The sequence below is a fragment of the Paenibacillus xylanexedens genome (genome assembly GCF_007680605.1).
Taxonomy (GTDB): Bacteria; Bacillota; Bacilli; order Paenibacillales; family Paenibacillaceae; genus Paenibacillus; species Paenibacillus xylanexedens_B.
The window spans coordinates 99,386-117,837 of sequence record NZ_VEIO01000006.1 but is presented as its reverse complement, the minus strand read 5'-3'; the positions used below and the strand labels follow the sequence as shown (position 1 = coordinate 117,837).

General features: G+C 46.8%; 18 protein-coding genes. 4 read left to right on the top strand and 14 right to left on the bottom strand.

Going from position 1 to position 18,452, the window contains the following annotated elements; genetic code table 11:
* Positions 1–117: 117 nt before the first annotated feature.
* From FS818_RS22150 to FS818_RS22135, 4 genes are all read right to left on the bottom strand, one after another.
* Positions 118–1,026, bottom strand: coding sequence for an aldo/keto reductase (locus FS818_RS22150; RefSeq protein WP_145334944.1), 909 nt, complete (start codon positions 1,024–1,026; stop codon positions 118–120).
* Between the two features lie 264 nt (positions 1,027–1,290).
* Positions 1,291–1,473, bottom strand: a complete 183-nt coding sequence (locus tag FS818_RS22145; protein WP_145334771.1) for a hypothetical protein — start codon at positions 1,471–1,473, stop codon at positions 1,291–1,293.
* A gap of 326 nt (positions 1,474–1,799) precedes the next feature.
* Positions 1,800–2,543 carry a 2,3-diphosphoglycerate-dependent phosphoglycerate mutase gene (gene gpmA / locus FS818_RS22140; protein WP_145334768.1) on the bottom strand — a complete coding sequence of 248 codons (744 nt, stop codon included), beginning with the start codon at positions 2,541–2,543 and terminating at the stop codon, positions 1,800–1,802.
* Positions 2,544–2,697: 154 nt separating this feature from the next.
* Entirely contained in the window at positions 2,698–3,282 is a 585-nt protein-coding gene (locus FS818_RS22135) for a DUF420 domain-containing protein (protein ID WP_397351804.1), read from the bottom strand.
* A gap of 382 nt (positions 3,283–3,664) precedes the next feature.
* Between FS818_RS22135 and FS818_RS22130 the strand changes: the two genes are divergently transcribed.
* Both FS818_RS22130 and FS818_RS22125 read left to right on the top strand, forming a co-directional pair.
* The gene (locus FS818_RS22130) at positions 3,665–4,855 is read left to right on the top strand and encodes a cation:proton antiporter (protein WP_145334765.1); all 1,191 of its coding nucleotides are present in this window, start codon (positions 3,665–3,667) and stop codon (positions 4,853–4,855) included.
* 446 nt (positions 4,856–5,301) lie between these two features.
* The gene (locus tag FS818_RS22125; protein WP_397351803.1) at positions 5,302–5,964 is read left to right on the top strand and encodes a transcriptional regulator; all 663 of its coding nucleotides are present in this window, start codon (positions 5,302–5,304) and stop codon (positions 5,962–5,964) included.
* Between the two features lie 1,249 nt (positions 5,965–7,213).
* Here FS818_RS22125 and FS818_RS22120 read toward each other — a convergent pair.
* The 10 genes from FS818_RS22120 to FS818_RS22075 all read right to left on the bottom strand — a co-directional run bounded on the left by FS818_RS22120 (position 7,214) and on the right by FS818_RS22075 (position 16,510).
* On the bottom strand, positions 7,214–7,699 hold the full coding sequence (locus FS818_RS22120) for a DedA family protein (RefSeq protein ID WP_145334762.1): 486 nt from the start codon (positions 7,697–7,699) through the stop codon (positions 7,214–7,216).
* Positions 7,700–7,714: 15 nt separating this feature from the next.
* On the bottom strand, positions 7,715–8,260 hold the full coding sequence (gene pssA / locus FS818_RS22115) for a CDP-diacylglycerol--serine O-phosphatidyltransferase (protein ID WP_123065912.1): 546 nt from the start codon (positions 8,258–8,260) through the stop codon (positions 7,715–7,717).
* A gap of 21 nt (positions 8,261–8,281) precedes the next feature.
* Positions 8,282–10,045, bottom strand: a complete 1,764-nt coding sequence (locus FS818_RS22110; protein WP_145334759.1) for a sensor histidine kinase — start codon at positions 10,043–10,045, stop codon at positions 8,282–8,284.
* Complete coding sequence (locus tag FS818_RS22105) at positions 10,042–10,722, bottom strand: response regulator transcription factor (protein WP_145334756.1); 681 nt, start codon at positions 10,720–10,722, stop codon at positions 10,042–10,044. Before FS818_RS22105 ends, FS818_RS22110 begins: the two co-directional genes overlap by 4 nt.
* A gap of 291 nt (positions 10,723–11,013) precedes the next feature.
* A complete protein-coding gene (thiD, locus tag FS818_RS22100; RefSeq protein WP_145334753.1) occupies positions 11,014–11,826 on the bottom strand; it encodes a bifunctional hydroxymethylpyrimidine kinase/phosphomethylpyrimidine kinase in 813 nt (270 codons plus the stop codon).
* Between the two features lie 117 nt (positions 11,827–11,943).
* The gene (locus FS818_RS22095) at positions 11,944–12,651 is read right to left on the bottom strand and encodes an ABC transporter permease (RefSeq protein WP_186331816.1); all 708 of its coding nucleotides are present in this window, start codon (positions 12,649–12,651) and stop codon (positions 11,944–11,946) included.
* Positions 12,644–13,567, bottom strand: a complete 924-nt coding sequence (locus tag FS818_RS22090) for an ABC transporter ATP-binding protein (RefSeq protein ID WP_145334747.1) — start codon at positions 13,565–13,567, stop codon at positions 12,644–12,646. The genes FS818_RS22095 and FS818_RS22090 overlap by 8 nt, the downstream gene beginning before the upstream one ends.
* A 193-nt stretch (positions 13,568–13,760) precedes the next feature.
* Complete coding sequence (locus tag FS818_RS22085) at positions 13,761–14,699, bottom strand: sensor histidine kinase (protein ID WP_145334938.1); 939 nt, start codon at positions 14,697–14,699, stop codon at positions 13,761–13,763.
* Between the two features lie 2 nt (positions 14,700–14,701).
* Positions 14,702–15,418, bottom strand: coding sequence for a response regulator transcription factor (locus tag FS818_RS22080; RefSeq protein WP_145334744.1), 717 nt, complete (start codon positions 15,416–15,418; stop codon positions 14,702–14,704).
* A 249-nt stretch (positions 15,419–15,667) separates the two neighbouring features.
* Entirely contained in the window at positions 15,668–16,510 is an 843-nt protein-coding gene (locus tag FS818_RS22075; protein ID WP_145334741.1) for a DegV family protein, read from the bottom strand.
* A 307-nt stretch (positions 16,511–16,817) separates the two neighbouring features.
* Here FS818_RS22075 and FS818_RS22070 point away from each other — a divergent pair, with 307 nt between their 5' ends.
* Positions 16,818–17,594, top strand: coding sequence for an ABC transporter permease (locus FS818_RS22070; protein ID WP_145334739.1), 777 nt, complete (start codon positions 16,818–16,820; stop codon positions 17,592–17,594).
* Positions 17,591–18,391 carry an ABC transporter permease gene (locus tag FS818_RS22065; RefSeq protein WP_145334737.1) on the top strand — a complete coding sequence of 267 codons (801 nt, stop codon included), beginning with the start codon at positions 17,591–17,593 and terminating at the stop codon, positions 18,389–18,391. Before FS818_RS22070 ends, FS818_RS22065 begins: the two co-directional genes overlap by 4 nt.
* Positions 18,392–18,452: the final 61 nt, after the last annotated feature.

Below are 18,452 nucleotides of genomic sequence, written 5' to 3'. Positions count from 1 at the left end.
TTGTACTTTGTGTAGAGTTTGGTGCACTTCATGGTTCAGGCTACTCATCTTGCTGCATCTGTTGCCTGTCTTTATTGTACTTCAAATAGTTACATTTGAAAACAGGCAACCCGCCCCTCAGCGATGCTGCGTATAACGGTTGGCAGGACTATGCTCCCGTATGAACTGAATCTCGGCAGTGGTGAGCGGCGCCGAAGAAGCAGCAGCAATGTTATGCAGCAATTGCGTTCTGGAGCTGGCTCCTGGAACGACAGCTGCAACCGCCGGGTGCGCAAGTGCATAACGGATGGCTGTCTGTGCCATGCTGCGATCATCGGTGACCATTCCAGCCAGACCTTGGCGAATGTGATGCAGCTGCTCTGGCGTGTAGTCCAAATATCCTTTATCCGCCTTTGCCGTTCCGGATGCTGCCAGTACACCACTGGCAACGGGACCACGAGCGATGACACTGATTTCTTTTTGCTCGAGTAAAGGTAAAACTTCCTCTTCAGCACGGCGATCAAGCACACTGTATTGGTTCATTACGCTGACAATGGATGATTTCTCTGTATACTCCCGAATCACGTTCGGACGAATGGAAGAGATGCCGTACTCTCGGATAAGTCCTTCCTTCTTCAACTCTTCGAACGCTTCAATGGTCTCAGCGATTGGATCATCCAGCGTGCCACCATGAAGCTGATACAGATCAATGTAATCAGTCTGCAGTCGTTTGAGGCTTTCATGCACGGCCTGTTTAATATAAGCTTTGGACGGGTCCCATGACCAGCCCTCTTTGCCAGGAATACGGCGGTTCCCCACTTTGGTTGCCAGAATGACTTGATCCCGGCGCCCTTTGATCGCTTGTCCCACGATCTCTTCGTTCCGACCGGCATCATACAGATCAGCTGTGTCCAGCAGATTAACCCCAAGATCCAGTGCTTCGTGAATCAGTTCCACCGCAGGTTTTAGTTCCGTTCCAAGCGACATGCAGCCCAGTCCGATCTCCCCTACCATTAGTTCAGATGTGCCCAAACGATTTTTTTTCATCGAAGTGCCCGTTTGACCTTTTTCCATAAGTGCATCTCCTCTCCATACGTTCTGCAAGTATTCATTGTATCATTCTTCATGGAAAAAATCGCATAGGAAGCGATCTCCAGTGATACTTAGACAACACATCAGAAAAACCCGGAACAATCGTCCCAGGTCTCTTTGATGTGCTCAATCACCATATGTGCTTGCAAGTAGCAAGTACGTACATGCAAGCTACTTATATGTTTAACTTTGTGTAACTCAAGTTATTCGAGGTATTGCTTAGTTTCTCCAATCTTGGTTGCTAACCTCTACCCGCGGTCTAGCGGTACGGGCTGAAGATGATCCGTTTTTTTTCACCATATTGGATACGGTGCTGATCACCTTGTCCCTAGCCTGTTTATTCCTCATCAGATACGTCACGCCAGCTCCAATCGCCGTCATAAGCAATTTACGTTTCGACATGTAGCTCTCCTCCTTCTGGATTCATGTACATCGTGTCTTGTTTGAGTTTTACCCGATCCAGCACAAACGAAACGATATCCAAGCTTGCCTGTAAAAAATAAAATGTTTCTCCAACTGGCACACCCGGCTATTACGGTTCGGCAGTACAAAAAAAGATGATTACCGAAATGAAGAATGGTTCGGTGATCATCTTTTGCTCGGTTATTATGCTCCGTAACGTGAGTCTACATGAGCGATACAAGGCTTGGTTTTGAATCCATATGAGCTTATAGGCATCATATGGATTCATTGTTTTATTGGGTTGCTATTGACCTAACCCCTCGCCATTAGTCGGATGGTCGGGCTACTCGGCTCATCTCTTCATGCTTGTAGGTCGAGCCATCGGCTGTCAGATAAAAATGACCGGTCGGGTGTAGCTCTTCGTTCAACTCGTAGACCAGCGGAATGCCTGTCGGGATGTTGAGCGCCATCACGTCTGCTTCGGACAATTGGTCCAGATGCATGACAAGTGAACGGAGCGTATTGCCATGCGCGGAGATCAGCACCCTTTTTCCCGAAGAAACCATCGGTTTAATCTCTGCATCCCAGTACTCCAGCACCCGTTTGGACGTGTCCATTAAATTCTCCGTACGCGGGATCGTGCAGCCAAGGCGCTTGTACTTGTCCAGATCCTGCACATATCGATCATCGTTCTCATCGAGTGCTGGCGGGGAAACGTTAATCGAACGACGCCATTCGTGAACCTGATCTTCCCCGTATTTCATCGCCGTTTGCTGCTTGTTCAGCCCTTGCAGCGCACCATAGTGGCGCTCGTTCAGCTTCCACGTCTTCTCAATCGGAATCCACATCAAGTCCATCTCATCCAGCGCTATATCCAGTGTACGAATGGAACGTTTCAGCACCGACGCGTAGGCACAGTCAAAATCAAACCCCTGCTCCTTCAGGATTTTTCCGGCCTTACGCGCTTCACCATACCCATCCTCGGTCAGATCCACGTCCGTCCAGCCCGTAAACCGGTTTTCCACGTTCCACATGCTCTGTCCATGGCGAATCAACACTATTCTGTACATCACGTGCCCCTCCTTCCTTGGATACATTACCCGAAGAACCAGCTAAATTATACATTAGGCGTATGCGTCATTGGTGAATATAACCCATTCAAAACGCCATTTCCGCTCAGATAAAACCATATTCATCATACCAATGGTTAATGACGTAAAGAAATCAATAATACGGTGCCATCATCAAGTAAACGACTACGCCTGTAGAGCTGACATACAACCAGATCGGCATCGTCCAGCGTGCGATTTTACGGTGCTTCTGCAACTGGTTTGTCCAGCCCCAGACGAGCGTAAAGAGCGCAAGCGGCACAATCAGGGCAGCCAGAATGCTGTGTGTGATCAAAATGAAGAAGTAGATCGAACGAACGATGCCTTCGCCACCAAACTTGGAGGTTTCCGGAGACAGATAATGGAACGTCAGATACGTGACCAGGAACAGCAGCGTGGTTGAGAATGCCGCCAAAATAAAGCGTTTATGCAGCTTGACGTTACGTTTGATAATCGCGATCAGCGCAGCCAGCAAAAAGATAAAGGTAAAACTGTTAAACACGGCATTAAAACGTGGCAACACCGTAATGTCAAACGTGACGTCACCTTTGTACCCGATCGATGGTGCGAAAAACAATAACAAGATGATAACGTTAGCAAGAATGGAGATGGTAATAATGATACCTGCGAAATTTTTATTACTGGTCGGGGTGATCTGATTCGATGACGTGTTCAGGTCCCCTCTTTCCTTTTTAGCCAATGCAAAGTCCTCCTCATATCCTAACTTTCTGTGTTCTATATCATTATATCTCGGTAAATCAGGGCTGTTAAGTGACAACACTCTGAACAAAAACAGGCTGTCCTTACGTATAAATGCCCGTTTTAGGCTATTTTCATGCCTCTTCGTGAGGGTACTATTTTACCCAAGTCCTCAAATGTGGTATAATTAATGCACTTAATCACATACGCGTCGATCATGGAGGAGCCTGTCACCAAGGGCCCCTCTTTGTCTTTTACAGGCATGGAACGGTAACTTGTTATCGTTGTTCCGTGCCTTTTTTTGTTCAGGCCGGGTGGAACAGAGATGTTTTCCCTTGGAAAGGATATTCTAAGATTGCGCGATCAGAGAGGAGAAACCATTCGTGGAATTTATTTTAGTGCTTGCCCTTATTTTGATCTTCACCAAACTTGCCGGTGATCTCTCCGTTCGGTTAGGTCAGCCATCGGTGCTGGGTAAACTTATTGTGGGTGTTGTCATTGGACCTGCTCTACTGGGCTGGGTGGATAAAAGTGATTTTGTGCATTATATGGCCGAGATCGGGGTATTACTGCTTATGTTTATCGCCGGTCTGGAAACCGACCTGGAGCAATTAAAGAAAAACTGGAAGGCCGCTTTCGCCGTGGCGGTGGGCGGGGTTATTTTACCTTTTATCGGAGGATACGGTTCGGCAATAGCTTTTGGGATGTCGCAGACACACGCACTGTTTTTTGGCTTGTTATTCTGTGCGACCTCCGTTAGTATTTCCGTACAAACGTTGAAGGATATGAACCAGCTTGGTTCGCGTGAGGGTACCACCATTCTGGGGGCAGCGGTAGTCGATGATGTGCTCGTCGTTGTACTGCTTGCTGTCATGATGAGTGTACTTGGAACAGGTGGCGGAGATGTCTCCATTGGCTGGCTTATCGGTAAAAAGCTATTGTTCTTCGTTATTATTATTGCGGCAAGCTGGCTGCTTGTACCACGAATTATGAAATGGATGGCTCCGTTACGTGTGACAGAAACAGTGATTACAGCAGGGTTGATTATCTGCTTTGGTTTCTCCTACTTCGCAGAATGGATGGGCGTCGCAGGGATTATCGGTGCATTTGCGGCAGGGATTGCGATTTCCCAAACGGGATTCAAGCATGAAGTGGAGCAAAAGGTGGAACCGATCGCCTACAGTATATTTGTGCCTGTTTTCTTCGTTAGTATTGGACTGAATGTAACCTTTGAGGGCGTTGGGTCACAGCTTGGCCTGATCATCGTCATTAGCATCGTTGCCATTGTCACCAAGCTTCTCGGAGGCGGTGCCGGAGCCCGGTTGACCGGTTTTGATCGTTCTTCTTCGATTGCTATCGGGGCGGGCATGATTTCCAGAGGCGAAGTTGCGCTCATCATTGCCTCGACGGGACTTGCATCAGGCTTACTGGATGCCGAATATTTTACCAGCGTTGTCATTATGGTCATCGTCACAACACTGGTCACACCTCCACTGCTCAAAATCACGTTTGCCCGTAAAAAAGGTGAGCAACGTGTGGAACAAGGGATTGAGGATTCTCATCTGAACGGGTAAGGTGAATGGTACGTGGAAGCGTTGCTCTCTTTTAGCAGAAACGGTTAAACGACTTGGTTGTTCATCCAATCCGACATAAACTTACTCATAGTAAAAGTGGTACTTCTGTGTTAAGCCCAAGAGATCCTTACCATAATGAACTCACTCTTAACTCACTCTTTAGAACTCACTCATACTTTCGTTGTAAAATCTTCATGAAATTAAACTACACAACCAGTAGGCGCTGGAGGTAAGCGGGAGTAGCATCAAAACCGGGTCTAGGTTATACTTGGAATTATTGTAGAAAAAGTAGCTATAGATGTTAGTAAATAGATATGAATTAATCGGTCGTGAAGCACACGCCGCTTTGTCCATTTTTCCAACCTTCCAATTATGGAGGCAGGAAAGATTGGGTAAAGCGGCTTTTTACATTTTTCCACTAACTTATCTTAGGAGGTTATCATGCCATGAGTACAATAATCCAAAACTTTGATGAAGCATATGAAGAATGGATGAGAACTCTGCTCACAAAAGAAACCAACCCCCGCGTTCGATCACGGATTGAACATGGGCTTGAACATGGTACATTGGAATTTTTGCGCTCCGTCTGGTTTCCCGTCATGAAAAATTTTAACCATTTGCATCCCGAGTGGGAAGTTCGAGATTTTCACAACGGTTATCGTTATCTGGATCTTGCCTACTTACCAGGGAACGGTGTGAAAGGCGGTATTGAGATTCAGGGTTATGGGCCTCATGCTCGTGATCTTGATGTGAGACGTTTCAAAGATCTATGCTGGCGACAATGTCTCCTAACATTGGAAGACTGGCTTTTCCTGCCGATTGCCTACCTCTCCATTAAAGATGAACCAAAACAGTGTCAGCAACTGGTGCTAGCATTTATGGGAAAATTTATGGCTTCAGATGCGCCTGCAGCCCTCAACTGGTTGGATGCTGAGGCCGTGCGGTATGCGAGACGTATAATCCGGCCGTTTACCCCTTTGGAATTGGCAACACATCTGCGAATCTCTGACGCACATACGAGAAGAGTCCTCCGCAGCCTGTTAGATCAAGAAATTATATATGTTGCGAGCGGCATTCAGCGGTATCGAACTTATGCTCTACGAATGTAAACGGGTGGTGTGCGGATAGCTCGGATGTGGCTCGGCTGGGCGGATGAAGCTCAAAGATGAACTGTTAGCGTATCACATATATAGTGAACGTGACTTCGTGGCATAGCGGTTAGACACATATGGCCAACGTTGTTAGGGTGCGGGGTTGGGCGGGGTTGGCACACGTTGTTCCTTGATGCGGTGCTGGGCGTGCTTGGCACACGTTGTTCCTTAATGCGGTGCTGGGCGTGCTGGGCACACGTTTTTCCGTAGTGTAACGATTGCATTTGATCCGTAGTAGCTGGTAGGTGGATTGGCATCGAGTATCTAGGTTTTTGTTAATGATTACTTACTCGCGGCTAATTTATGAGTGAATGAGTCTCCCCTGTGTCATGTTAGATGTGTCTCAGATGTGTCACATTATGTGTGAACGTTTCTTAGCAATGTGCTGAGATATTAATGCTCTATATATCCTGCTTTACACATCTACATATCTAAATATGATTCCATTGCGGCTCAGTTAGTCATCATCCCTGATAGCTACACATCGTTTCAACGTTTTTTTTGCTGTGGATGATGGAACGGCCCGTAGTCTTGCGCGAAACTATGAGCAGAAATTTTCTAACGATCACCAGAGACGCTATCTGTCGTATATCTTACCTTTTTATTTTCTAACGATCTCAGGAGAGCTTATTTCGATCATTTGGTGTGGAAACAGGTATATTTTACGTGTTTTTGCTGAAATAAGCTCCCTGGTGATCGTTAGAATTTCAAACAACTCAAAATCATGCAAATAAGCTCCACTGTGATCGTTAGAATTTTCAGGAAGAGTGTTATATCTCATTGGCTCTACTTTAGCAGGTTTTTAGAAACTTCTAAATGGGGACTTCTAATTGTGATTTCTAATGGAGACTTCAACTTTCTGCCGTATTACGTTTATGTTCTGTTTCTGGTTTCCACCTTTATATTAATGATGTCATCAGATGTGTGCCATGTGCAAAACAGACTGGCTCCTTAGTTGTTAAAGTAAGGGGTTGGGTTGGGTTGGGTTGGGTTGGGTTGGGTTGGTTATCTCGAATAGTAACAACAAAAAAAGACCACCTTACACACGAAGAGGTCTTCCATTCTAAGTTGTATTTATAAGTTTTGCTGGATCGCTTCCCAACCGTTTGTTGTTGCCGCGGCGTACCCCCTCAGGGGCTCCACTGTTGCTAAGTGCCCTTTCAGTAGCCCGTCTCTCCCTCTGCTATCAGGCTTGTCCATCTACCATCTAGGTTAACACACCTACATAGAAACCAATCGAGATAAACACAACGCACCAAACAAATGCACCGATTCCAGAAATAACAGCATATCTCCCCATCCTCATGCGGCTCATGCCGGAGAAACAGCACATCAGATTCCGCACGCCTGGGATGAAGTAACCCACAATAACGGACCAGGACCCATATTTGAGAAACCACGTTTCTACCCTGCTAAATCGCTTGGCATTTACCCCAATCCATTTACCGTACTTGTCAAACAGGGGCCTGCCGGCTTTTCGGCCAATCGTATAACTCAGTATGCCTCCCGTAAACGCACCGCCAAAGCAAACAGCGATGGATGCGGAATAATCCAGAACGGATATCGAGGCGAGATAACCGACAAAGGTCATCAACACCTCATCCGGAATGGGTAGCCCAATAACACCAAGAGCGAGTAAACCATATATTGCGAAATACCCATATTGACTAATAATTTCTTTAGCAAATTCCATAACTTGACTCGCTCCTTATTTCGGTTCCACAATATCCTTCTCATGAGAGGGCAGTATTTGCTTCAATGAAGGGAAACGGATTTGACTAACCATGAGACCGGATAATACCACAATTACAAGATATGCTACAGCATGATTAAAATAAGGGCTCCATAGAGCGAAGAAGGACATCAGTCCACCTGCAAAGGTAATCGGCATGCCGACAAAACCGCTAACCGGTGTTTTCTGGCAGTTGTAACGCGCAAGACGAAGTGCTCCGCACACCGGGAACAGGGCCGTCAATGCCATACCGAGCATACCCACTTCTGTCATCGAATTCAGGTAAAGGATCAGCACAGGCGCTGTACCGAAGGAAACCACATCAGCGAGTGAATCCAGCGCCTTGCCAAATTCCCCTTCGCAATGAAGCTTGCGTGCTGCATAACCATCAAATAAATCAAAGAACATCGCTACCCATATCATCGTCACAGCCAAGGCAAACTCCCCATGAATCGCCATAATGACCGCAAGCATCCCCGAACTTAAATTCCCCAAGGTTAAAATGGATGGTAAAGACTTCATAAAATTTAACTTCCTTTCATACTAGGCTTTAGGAAATGTAATATAAAAACGTACGCCATCCGGTGTATTCTCCACACCATAACCACATCCGTGCAGATCCAGGATCTGTTTCGCAATGGCCAGGCCTAGCCCGGTCCCTCCCATTTTACGATTGCGCGAGCGCTCTACACGGTAGAACCTCTCCCATATATATTGCCTTTCCTCTTCCGCGATGTGTTCACCTTTATTCTCGATTGTAACGTGAACACAACCTTCATGTCTGTTAATCTCAATCATTATATCGGTTTGCGGAACCGCGTGACGTATAGCATTCATCATGATATTGTAAAATACTTGCTCAAGCTTGCTTCGATCTCCTTCAATGGTCTGCTCCGTAGTCGATACAAGCACCACTTCAAGTCCTTTATCTTTCAACTGAGGCCCAAGGCGCCCAGCAATATCTTCAATCATATCAGCCAAAGCAATCGCTCCGGTATTTAATTGAATCGCGGCAGATTCAAGTCTGACCAAATCCAGCATTTCCTCAACCATTGTTTCCATCTTGATCGCTTCGTCAACAATGACCTCAATGTAGCGCTCCCGCTTGTTTTCACTGACACCGTCTTTCAGACCTTCGGAATATCCCTTAATAATGCTGATCGGTGTCTTGAGTTCATGAGAGGCATCGGCAAAAAATTTGCGCTGACGCTGTTCAATCTGCTGCTTCATCTCCATATCGGTACGCATCTGGTCATTGGCTTGCTTGAGTTCCTCCAATGTTTTACCTAATGTGCCTGATAAGGCATTGAGACTTTCGGAAAGACTACCGATCTCGTCCTTACGCCGAATCGGAGACTTCACCGTAAAATCGAGCGTAGACATCTTCTTCGCCACATGATTTAGAGCGAGCAATGGCTTGGTTATAATTCGGGACAATAACAGTGCGAGCAAAAGAATCAGTACAAACGCGCCTATACCAAAGTATCCGTAAAATAAACGTGTTGCCTCGTTGGCTTCTCTCATCTCCTGTAGTGAAGTCAGTGAGAAAATCAACTGTTGCTCCGCTCCGGCACGGTGCACGGGAGCAATCGTAATGACGTTACGAACACCACTCCAGCTGTCCATCCACTCTTCATTAATCATCTTCCCGTTAGACAACATCTGCTGATCGTCTGACGATAAGGGGAATCGACTTTCGAGAGCCTGCACGAGAAGCCCCTGCCTCTGACTCCACGTAGCAAGGTCAGGCAATACAACTTCCGTTAGCACCCCCGTCCATTCCTGAACGGGTAGCAGTGATTCCTGAAAAGTTTCTGTGCCCCATGCAGCAGAAGCTCCATCCTGAATTTTAAATGGGTACACCATAGGTTCCGGCTTCTCCTCAACGCTGGAGGGCCCTTTTACAGTCAGCTTTTGTCCAAATTTGAGATGAGACCTGATCCAGCCTGCATTTTCACTATTAATGAATAGTGACAAGGACACCTTCACACGTTTGCCGTCCTCCTGAAGTAGCGTGATGTGAAAAGGATCATCCACCAATTTGCCTGTGTTCGTCAAAATGACGAGATGGGACTGATTTTGCCTCATGAACCTGCCTGTTTCCTTCGCAAGCTGCAAATCGCTCCAGCGACTGGCCGAATACTGCTGTTCGAACTTGGACAGTTTCTTTTTCATACTGGTAACCTTCTGATGCTGGTAGAAATCGGGGAACCAGATCAGTTGGGCAAGCACCGTTGTCCCATACAGCAGGACCACAAATCCGGCCATGACCAGAAACAGCTTCATCGTTACGCCATTTCTTCTCATGCTTCTGCCTCAAAACGATACCCCGTACCAATCACAGTACGAATGCACTTCGCTTCATCGCCCAGTTTGCTACGAAGCTTTTTGATATGTGTATCCACCACACGGGAATCCCCTTCAAAATCGAATCCCCATACCCGATTTAATATGGCTTCCCGGGATAAGACAATGCCAGCATTGCGAGCCAGATAGAGTAGCAGATCATATTCTTTAGGCGCAAGATCCAGCTCAATCCCGTTTCTCTCCAAACGTCTGGCCCAGGGGTCGAGAGTTACATCGCCAAAGCGAATCAAACCCTGCTCTCGCCCCATCGCACCTTCCACTCGTTTCATCAACGTGTCCGCCCGTGCAACCAGAACCCGGGGGCTGAACGGCTTCGTAACATAATCATCTACACCTAATTGGAACCCGTGGATCTTATCATCATCCTCAGACTTAGCGGTGAGCATGATAATAGGTACGGTAGAAGTGGAGCGAATATGCCCGCATAATGTCCATCCATCCATTTCAGGCATCAATACATCCAGAATGACCAGGTCTACCTCATGTAAAGCTAGTTGTTCCAGCGCCTGCACGCCATCCTCGGCTTCAATTACATTCCATTGTTCTTTTATAAAATAATCGGCCACAATCTCACGAATGCGGCTTTCGTCTTCTACCAGAAGCACGGTTCTGATCATGACCGACTCTCCTTCTTTATTTCTATAGATAACATACCTGCTCCATGTGTCGTTCATGTGTCCTGATTCATCCATATAAATCCATTTATATTCAGGAATAGCCCCATCATATATACGATTAACATATACCAAAAGTTACTATTTTTTATCAAAATACGCAAAAAAAGAAGCAGCCAACAGATACTACGCTGTTCGTTGACCGCTCCTGAGATGAAATTCGGGATATGCTTATCAAAATTATCGCTTTGATGCAACCTGTCCTATTGAGGACAAACTTATACAAAACGCAAATTAACGTTGGTGCTCCAAACGATGGGCTACGTGCAAAGTAGGCCCAACAAAGCGGTTCAACGGGAACCCGCCAGCAATCGCTTTGGTTACAAAAGCTTTTCCTTCACGTACAGCCTCTTTCACGGAGAGTCCACGAGCGAGCCCGGCAGTAATAGCCGCAGATGTTGTGCATCCTGCACCATGGGTGTAACCGGAACCGACAACATCAGCTTCGAACCAATCGTAATTGGTTCCGTCATAGAGCAAATCCATGGCTTTACCCGGGTTAATTACACCGCGGTCTTTAATCAGGACATGTTTGGCACCATGCGCGTGAATGGTGGCTGCCGCAGCTTCCATCTGCTCTTTCGAACGAATCGGGCCACTCTTTGCCAGTTGGGAAGCTTCGAAGAGATTAGGTGTTACAAGATCCGCACCCGGGAGCAAAAATTCGATCATGGCTTCGGTGTTTTCCGGCTGTAGCACCTCATCCGTACCTTTGCACACCATAACGGGATCGATAACGATTTGCGGCAGACCGCTACGGCGAATATGTTTGGCAACAAGCTCAATGATATCCACTGAACCGAGCATGCCCGTTTTCATCGCGTCAAAACCAATCCCGTCCAGCACCGTGCGAAGCTGAGCCTCAACTACATTTAATTCTACAGGAAAGACCTGGTGATCCCATGTCTCAGGTTCCATGGAAACAACCGTTGTTAATACGGTCATGCCGTATACGCCCAGCTCCTGGAATGTTTTCAAATCAGCTTGAATGCCTGCGCCACCGCTCGTATCCGAGCCAGCGATTGTTAATGTTTTCGGAATCGTCATGGTCGTTCTATTCTCCTTCGTGTTTCAGTTGACACTATCCTATCCCTTGTACGAGCGGATGTCAATGGCATGTGAGGCCACACGTAGCATGCTTTTCAGCACAAAAGAGATCATGTCTTAATTCAAGTCTTTGGTTTCCAACCGTGTCATGGAACGTGTAGCGATCCATAAGCCGATTGCACCCAAGGTCAACGGAATTACGATGATGTTATTGACCGACATGGTAGGCCCACTGGAACCGCTAAAACCGGAGCATACGATGAGAACAAGAAAAATGGAAGCAACCATTGTAGCCGTCACCGAATGCTTGCGCATACCGAAGAATAGAGGAATCAGAGCCATGGCGGCGGCAGATAGGGAACTGATGGTATATTTCAGCACGGTCTGTCCCAAAGCTGCTGGTCCCAGCGGCTCGGTAATAAAACCGTAATACTGATTTACGACTAGCAGGAGCGCACCCATTAAAATGTCCGTAAACATAATCATCGCAAACGTAAACACAAACACTAACATTAACTTTGCACCAATGATTTTATGCCGTTTGATCGGATAGGTAAACATTACATTCATTGTTTTATCCCTATACTCGCTAATAATCAGTTTGGATATCAAGGAACCGGCAAATATAATAAACACGGCCCTGGAAAATGTATCAATTAGCATAAAGGCCCCATGGTAATCGGCCAAGGCATAATCTTCAGCCCCCAAATTTGTAAAACCGATCATAATCATAAATAGAAGAATGCTGACAATGGCAATGCCTGCACCCACAAAATTCCGGGCAAAGCGATGCTTGCGCCATTCCAGACGAATGAGTTTAAGCAACGTCATCAGCCCCTTTCATCAGACCCATGAAGTGCTCTTCCAGGGAGTGCGAACGTTTAGAGATCGACTCCACCTCAACCCCGTGCTGAACCAACTTGCTGTTAAGATCGGAAGTCGTTATATCTGGGTCATAGACACGCAACGTCTTCTCATCGAACAGCTTATAATTGCTCAGGTGCAACAAATGTTCTACGACGTATGCAGCCCTCTTAGGATCCGCAGCCTGTACTTCAATATAATCGGTATGACTGCCACGAATACTCTCCATGGATACTTCTTCGACAAGCCTTCCTTCATGAATGATACCAATCGTGTCCGCAACCTGCTCCACTTCACCCAGAATGTGACTGGAGATCAACATCGTAATGCGATATTCTGTGCTCAATCGTTTAAAGAGATCACGCATCTCTTTGATCCCCACCGGGTCAAGTCCATTGATCGGTTCATCCAGAATTAACAACTCGGGTGTCGTAATCAGCGCACGAGCCAACCCAAGACGTTGCTTCATACCGAGAGAGAAGTCCTTCACAGGTTTTTTGCCCGCATCCTTCAAACCGACCATTTCCATATATTTTCCAATCACCTGTTTGCTCGTGAACCCCATATACTCACAGTGAAGATCCAGATTTTCCCATGCTGACAGTTTGTCATAGAAAAAGGGATACTCGATAATACTGCCCATTCGTTTCAATAATTCGTAAGAGTCCGGGTTTAGCTTTTCGCCAAAGAGTTCGATCTCACCCGCAGTAGGTTTAACAAGGTTGGTTAACATTTTCATTAACGTTGTTTTCCCTGCTCCGTTTGGCCCTAAAAATCCATAGATTTCACCTTGCTTAATATTCATGTTAACGCCAGATACGACCTCTGTTCCTTCGTACACCTTGGTAAGATTTATGGTCCGTGCTATATAACTCATCTGGTCATTCTCCTTTACGTCCCCTGCTCGGGTGCTTATGTCTGTATTGTAAAGAAAAAAGTCTGCTTTTTTATTAATCAAATCTTACAAAAATCTTAAGTTGGAACGCGTGCTGATTTGTTCAGACACTTCATTGGAAAATTGACCTGTATAGGAATAACCAGCAACTTGGAATAGTTAAGTCTTTACGGCTCTACAACATTTCTTCCAATGTAAAAGAAAAAGCCGTCCGCTGATGTGGCACGCTCTGTACTTCGATACGTCCACCCATGCGTTCAACGAGCCGCTTCGTGATGGTTAAACCGAGACCGCTACCCTGATACATCCGATTACGGGAATCCTCCAGCGTGTACATTCGTTCAAAGACACGACTGTGCTCCTGTTCCGGGATACCTTTGCCACGGTCCCATACTTGCACAGTAACGGGCTCTCCTTCTCTGTTCAGTATAGCTATTCCGAGCTCCTTGCCGTCGGCGCCATATTTCATCGCATTGGTGATCAGGTTGTCCAGCACGCGATCCAGTGCCTCTTCGTTGGCGCGAACGAACACATCCTGCTCCGGAATGCTCAGCTCCACTTGCAACCCCAGCTTCGTAAGCAATTCGTAAAACGATAACATTTTTACCCTGCACAACTCACTAATATTCACCCGGCTAAGTTCCAGCTGACGGTCTCCCGATTCAAGCTTGGCGAGATCAAAAAAGGAATGCATCAAACGCAGCACTTCCTGTGCTTTATCCTGTATTTTCTCCGTCATTCCCCTCCGCTCCTCATCGGTCAGAGAAGAACTGTGCAGCAGCGTTTCACTGTACCCGAGTACAACGGTAAGCGGGGTCTTCAGATCATGTGAGATGTTGGAGAGCATATGACGCATCTCCTTCTCCTGGTTGGCATAATCTGCTTTGGCCAGATGGGCGTGCTCAAGCAACCGGTTCATGTCGTTCAAGAGCCGGCTTACCTGTGCATCGCTATCAAATACAAGTAGTCGTTCGAACGTACCCTGCTCAAGAATACCCGACACTTTATTGTGAATATAGGTTAGATGCGTACTTCGTTTACGAAGCTTTAATACAAGCGCAATAACAGCACATGCAAGCAGGATCGTAGATACCGCAAGCAACCACAGCATCATAATCATACCGGCTCCGCCTCCAGCTTATACCCAATGCCCCATAACGTTTTAATGTAACGTGGAGCAGAAGGATCAACTTCCAGCTTTTCTCGCAAGCGGCGCATATGTACGTTGATAATATTTTCATCGCCATAATAGTGATCATTCCAGACAGACGCATAAATCTGAGCTTTGGTGAACACTTTGCCGGGATGGGTGACCAATAATTTTAAAATACCAAACTCCTTGGACGTTAACTTGATGGGCTCTCCTTCACGCTCTACCTCATACGTTTCCATATCTACCACAAGTCCGCCGAGAATTATCCTGTGGTCATGTGTCTCTTCTTCCGCAGGCTGGGCGGTGTAATTGGCACGGCGGATGGCCGCTTTGATGCGAGCTGTCAGCTCAATCAGCGAGAACGGTTTGCTCAGGTAATCGTCAGCCCCGAAGCCAAGGCCCAGTGCTTTATCTACGTCCCCATCTTTGGCAGATAGAATTAGCACGGGGACCAGACTTCTCGCGCGAATGGTTTGCAGGACATCCATCCCGCTGCGATGTGGCAACATCAGATCAAGAATAATCAGGTCAAAACCAGGCTTCGCCTCGTTGAACAGCCGTTCTGCCTCCAGACCGTCATAGGCATATGTAAGGTCAAAGCCCTCTTTTTCCAAATAAGGACCGACCATCTCGCTAATCGAACGATCGTCTTCCACAAGCAACAAGCGATGACTTGACATAAACTCCCCTCCGGCATTAAACATTTTCTATGAAGCTATTCTATAAGACCGTTTTCTTTATTACCTCACAGTTTGATGAAATTGGCAATGATCGTTCAAAAAAACCTGACCAAGCAGGCACTTCAGATTCAAGTGTGCTTCATCAGGCTTATATGACGTAATTAATGACGTAATTTATGATGTTAATTATGGTGAGGTTTTCTCTCACTTCATTGATATAACCAGTATTGATCAACGTTCATTCAATTGCTATGCATGTTCCCCACGAATCCAGCACAATCCGATTGTCCCGGCCCCGGCATGAATGCTGACTACTGGAATAAATGGCATGATTTCTGTTCTCAAACGTGGAAGCAGCTCCGCGATCTGCTGTTTGATACTATGGGCTTCATCGTGATTGTTTGCATGCATAATGCATACATGTTTCACCTTTTCCATATCTTTTTTCAGCATCTCAAGCATGCGCTCTTTGGTACGTTTGAACGTGCGAATCTTCTCATTCACCACCACTTTCCCCTCTTCGAATCGAAGCAACAAGTGGATCTTTAGCAATTGGCTGATGATTAATTGTGTCCCTGTCACACGACCGCTGCGATGAAGATTTTGAAGACTTGCAGGAATCAGATAGAAAGACATGTTATCAATCATCTGTTCGATACGTGTTTTAATTTCAGCAGCCGAACATCCCTGTTTCTGCCATTCCAGACCCTGCAGAATCATCTCCCGAAGAGGATAGGCTCCTGCCCTAGAATCAATTGCGGTAACCGTCACGCCTGCCATCTCCGCTGCCTGCATCGAGGTGTGGAGCGTTCCGCTAAGTGCCGTGGAGCAGTGAATCGTTATAATCTCATCGTACCGATCCTTAATGGATTCATACAGTTCGATAAACTCGCCAATCGGCGGTTGTGAACTGCTCGCGCGCGATGAAGCTGCCAATTTCTCATAAAATGTATCGGACGAGATTTCCTCGGTCTCCCGGTAACATTCCTCGCCAAATACAATGCGCAACGGCACGATGTAGATATGATTTTGCTCCGCAAAAGCGGAATCCAGTGTACTGGTGCTGTCGGTGACCCATGCAATTTTCTTCATGACATCCTTCTCTCTTGCCGGATTGTTCGTGCTGGTATTATACCCATCGTCAGGCACATGCCCGGCGGTTATTTTAAATTTGAATAAACACAATTGTAAACGCTTGCTGTTTTACCTCTTCATTATAAAGGAATTCTCCCCTGCCTGTCTTGTGGCGCATTCATGAACAATCCCTTACGTTCTAGTAATCACTAAAAAAATGTCTTGCCTGTGAAGGAATATATTGGTATGCTGTTGTCCTTCTCTCTTTTTCGCCTTGACTGAAGTGAACGGGTCCGCCGTTCAATCCACTTATCGGAGGTGTCATATGCTTTATTTCACGTTGGCTTCCAAAGCCTACGCCCGAAACCTGCAATATCGCGGGGCACACATGGTACATAACCTGGCAAGCGCCATGTTTGGCTACATGTATGCTTGTCTCTGGATCGGTATCGGGGCTGACCACCAGCTCGGAGAATACGGAGTTCAGGGGATGATCAGCTATATTGCCTTCACGCAAGCATCACTCTGGATCTCAGGCTTTCTGACCAACGGACTCGGTATTCCGCTCAGTGTCAGGACAGGGCAGATTGCACTGGATCTCATGCGTCCGGTACATCTGTTTACTCACCTGATGGCACGGGAATGGGGGCAGATCGCCTACCAGTTCGTGTACAAAAGCCTTCCGATCTATCTTCTCTACTCTATCGTTTTTTCCCTGAAATGGCCTTCAGAGGCCTGGACTTTAGGTTATGCCGCACTTGCACTTGCCGGCGCAGCGTACTTGTCCATCTGCATGAACTATATCATCGGAGTCACATCGATGTGGACTACGGAATCGTCCTGGCTGCACTGGGCCAATCATGCCCTGATGAACCTGATGGCCGGTTTCTTTATCCCGCTGGAATGGCTGCCGAAATGGCTGGAACAACTGGCCTGGCTGTCGCCTTATCCATTTCTGCTTTACGTCCCTACCCGAATTTATCTTGGTTTTGAAGATGGCTCCTTGTTATGGGGAACCTTGCTTTGGTGTGTAGTCATGACGTTAATCTGTCTTGCCCTTACCCAAGTGTTACGCCGTAAAGTGGAGGTGCAGGGAGGATGAAACCTATCTCGTGGTTCCACTTATATAAAATACTCATTCGAACCAGCATCCGCAGCCGGATGCAGTACAAGTTTAACTTCGTGCTGGGAGCCATCCTGGCGGCACTTATTCAAATCTCCGAATTTCTGATGGTCGCGTTAGTACTGCACAAATTCGGTGCAATTAAAGGCTGGTCATTACATGAAATTGGTTATCTCTTTGCCATCATGACCTTATCCAAAACGTTATATCGCACATTCGGCAATGAAGTGCATCATCTGGAAAAATATTTGGTGGGCGGTGAGCTGGATCAACTGCTGACACGACCTATGCCTGTCCTGCTGGCACTGATGCCGCAGAACTTCCGCATCATGATTGGCGAAATACTTCAAGGCGGATTCATTCTATGCTGGTCGCTTGCGGGGATGATGCATAGCGGTCAGATCGGCTGGACGGTTATCCCTCTCTCCCTGTTCGTCATTGTGACCGGAGCCATCATTCTTTTTTCCATCGGACTCGCTACAGCGACTCTTGGTTTCTGGACCACACGCATCGAGGAGTTGCAAGTCATCACGGAGGATGCAGCCCGCACCGCGGCTCAATATCCGCTCACCCTCTATCCCAAATGGATGTCCAGCCTGCTGCTGACCGTCATTCCCGTCGGATTTGTAAACTATATTCCATCCCTCTACTTGCTTCGCGGTGAAGGCGGCGCTTGGGTGCTAGCCGTCATTGCTGCGGTAGCCGTGATATGTCTGGTAGCCAGTTTGCGGTTCTGGGCGTTCGGCATGACTAAATATCAAAGTACGGGTAGTTAGAGAAGTTATATACATTGAACGATTTATTTACACATTAACGGAGGAGGCGAAATACACATGG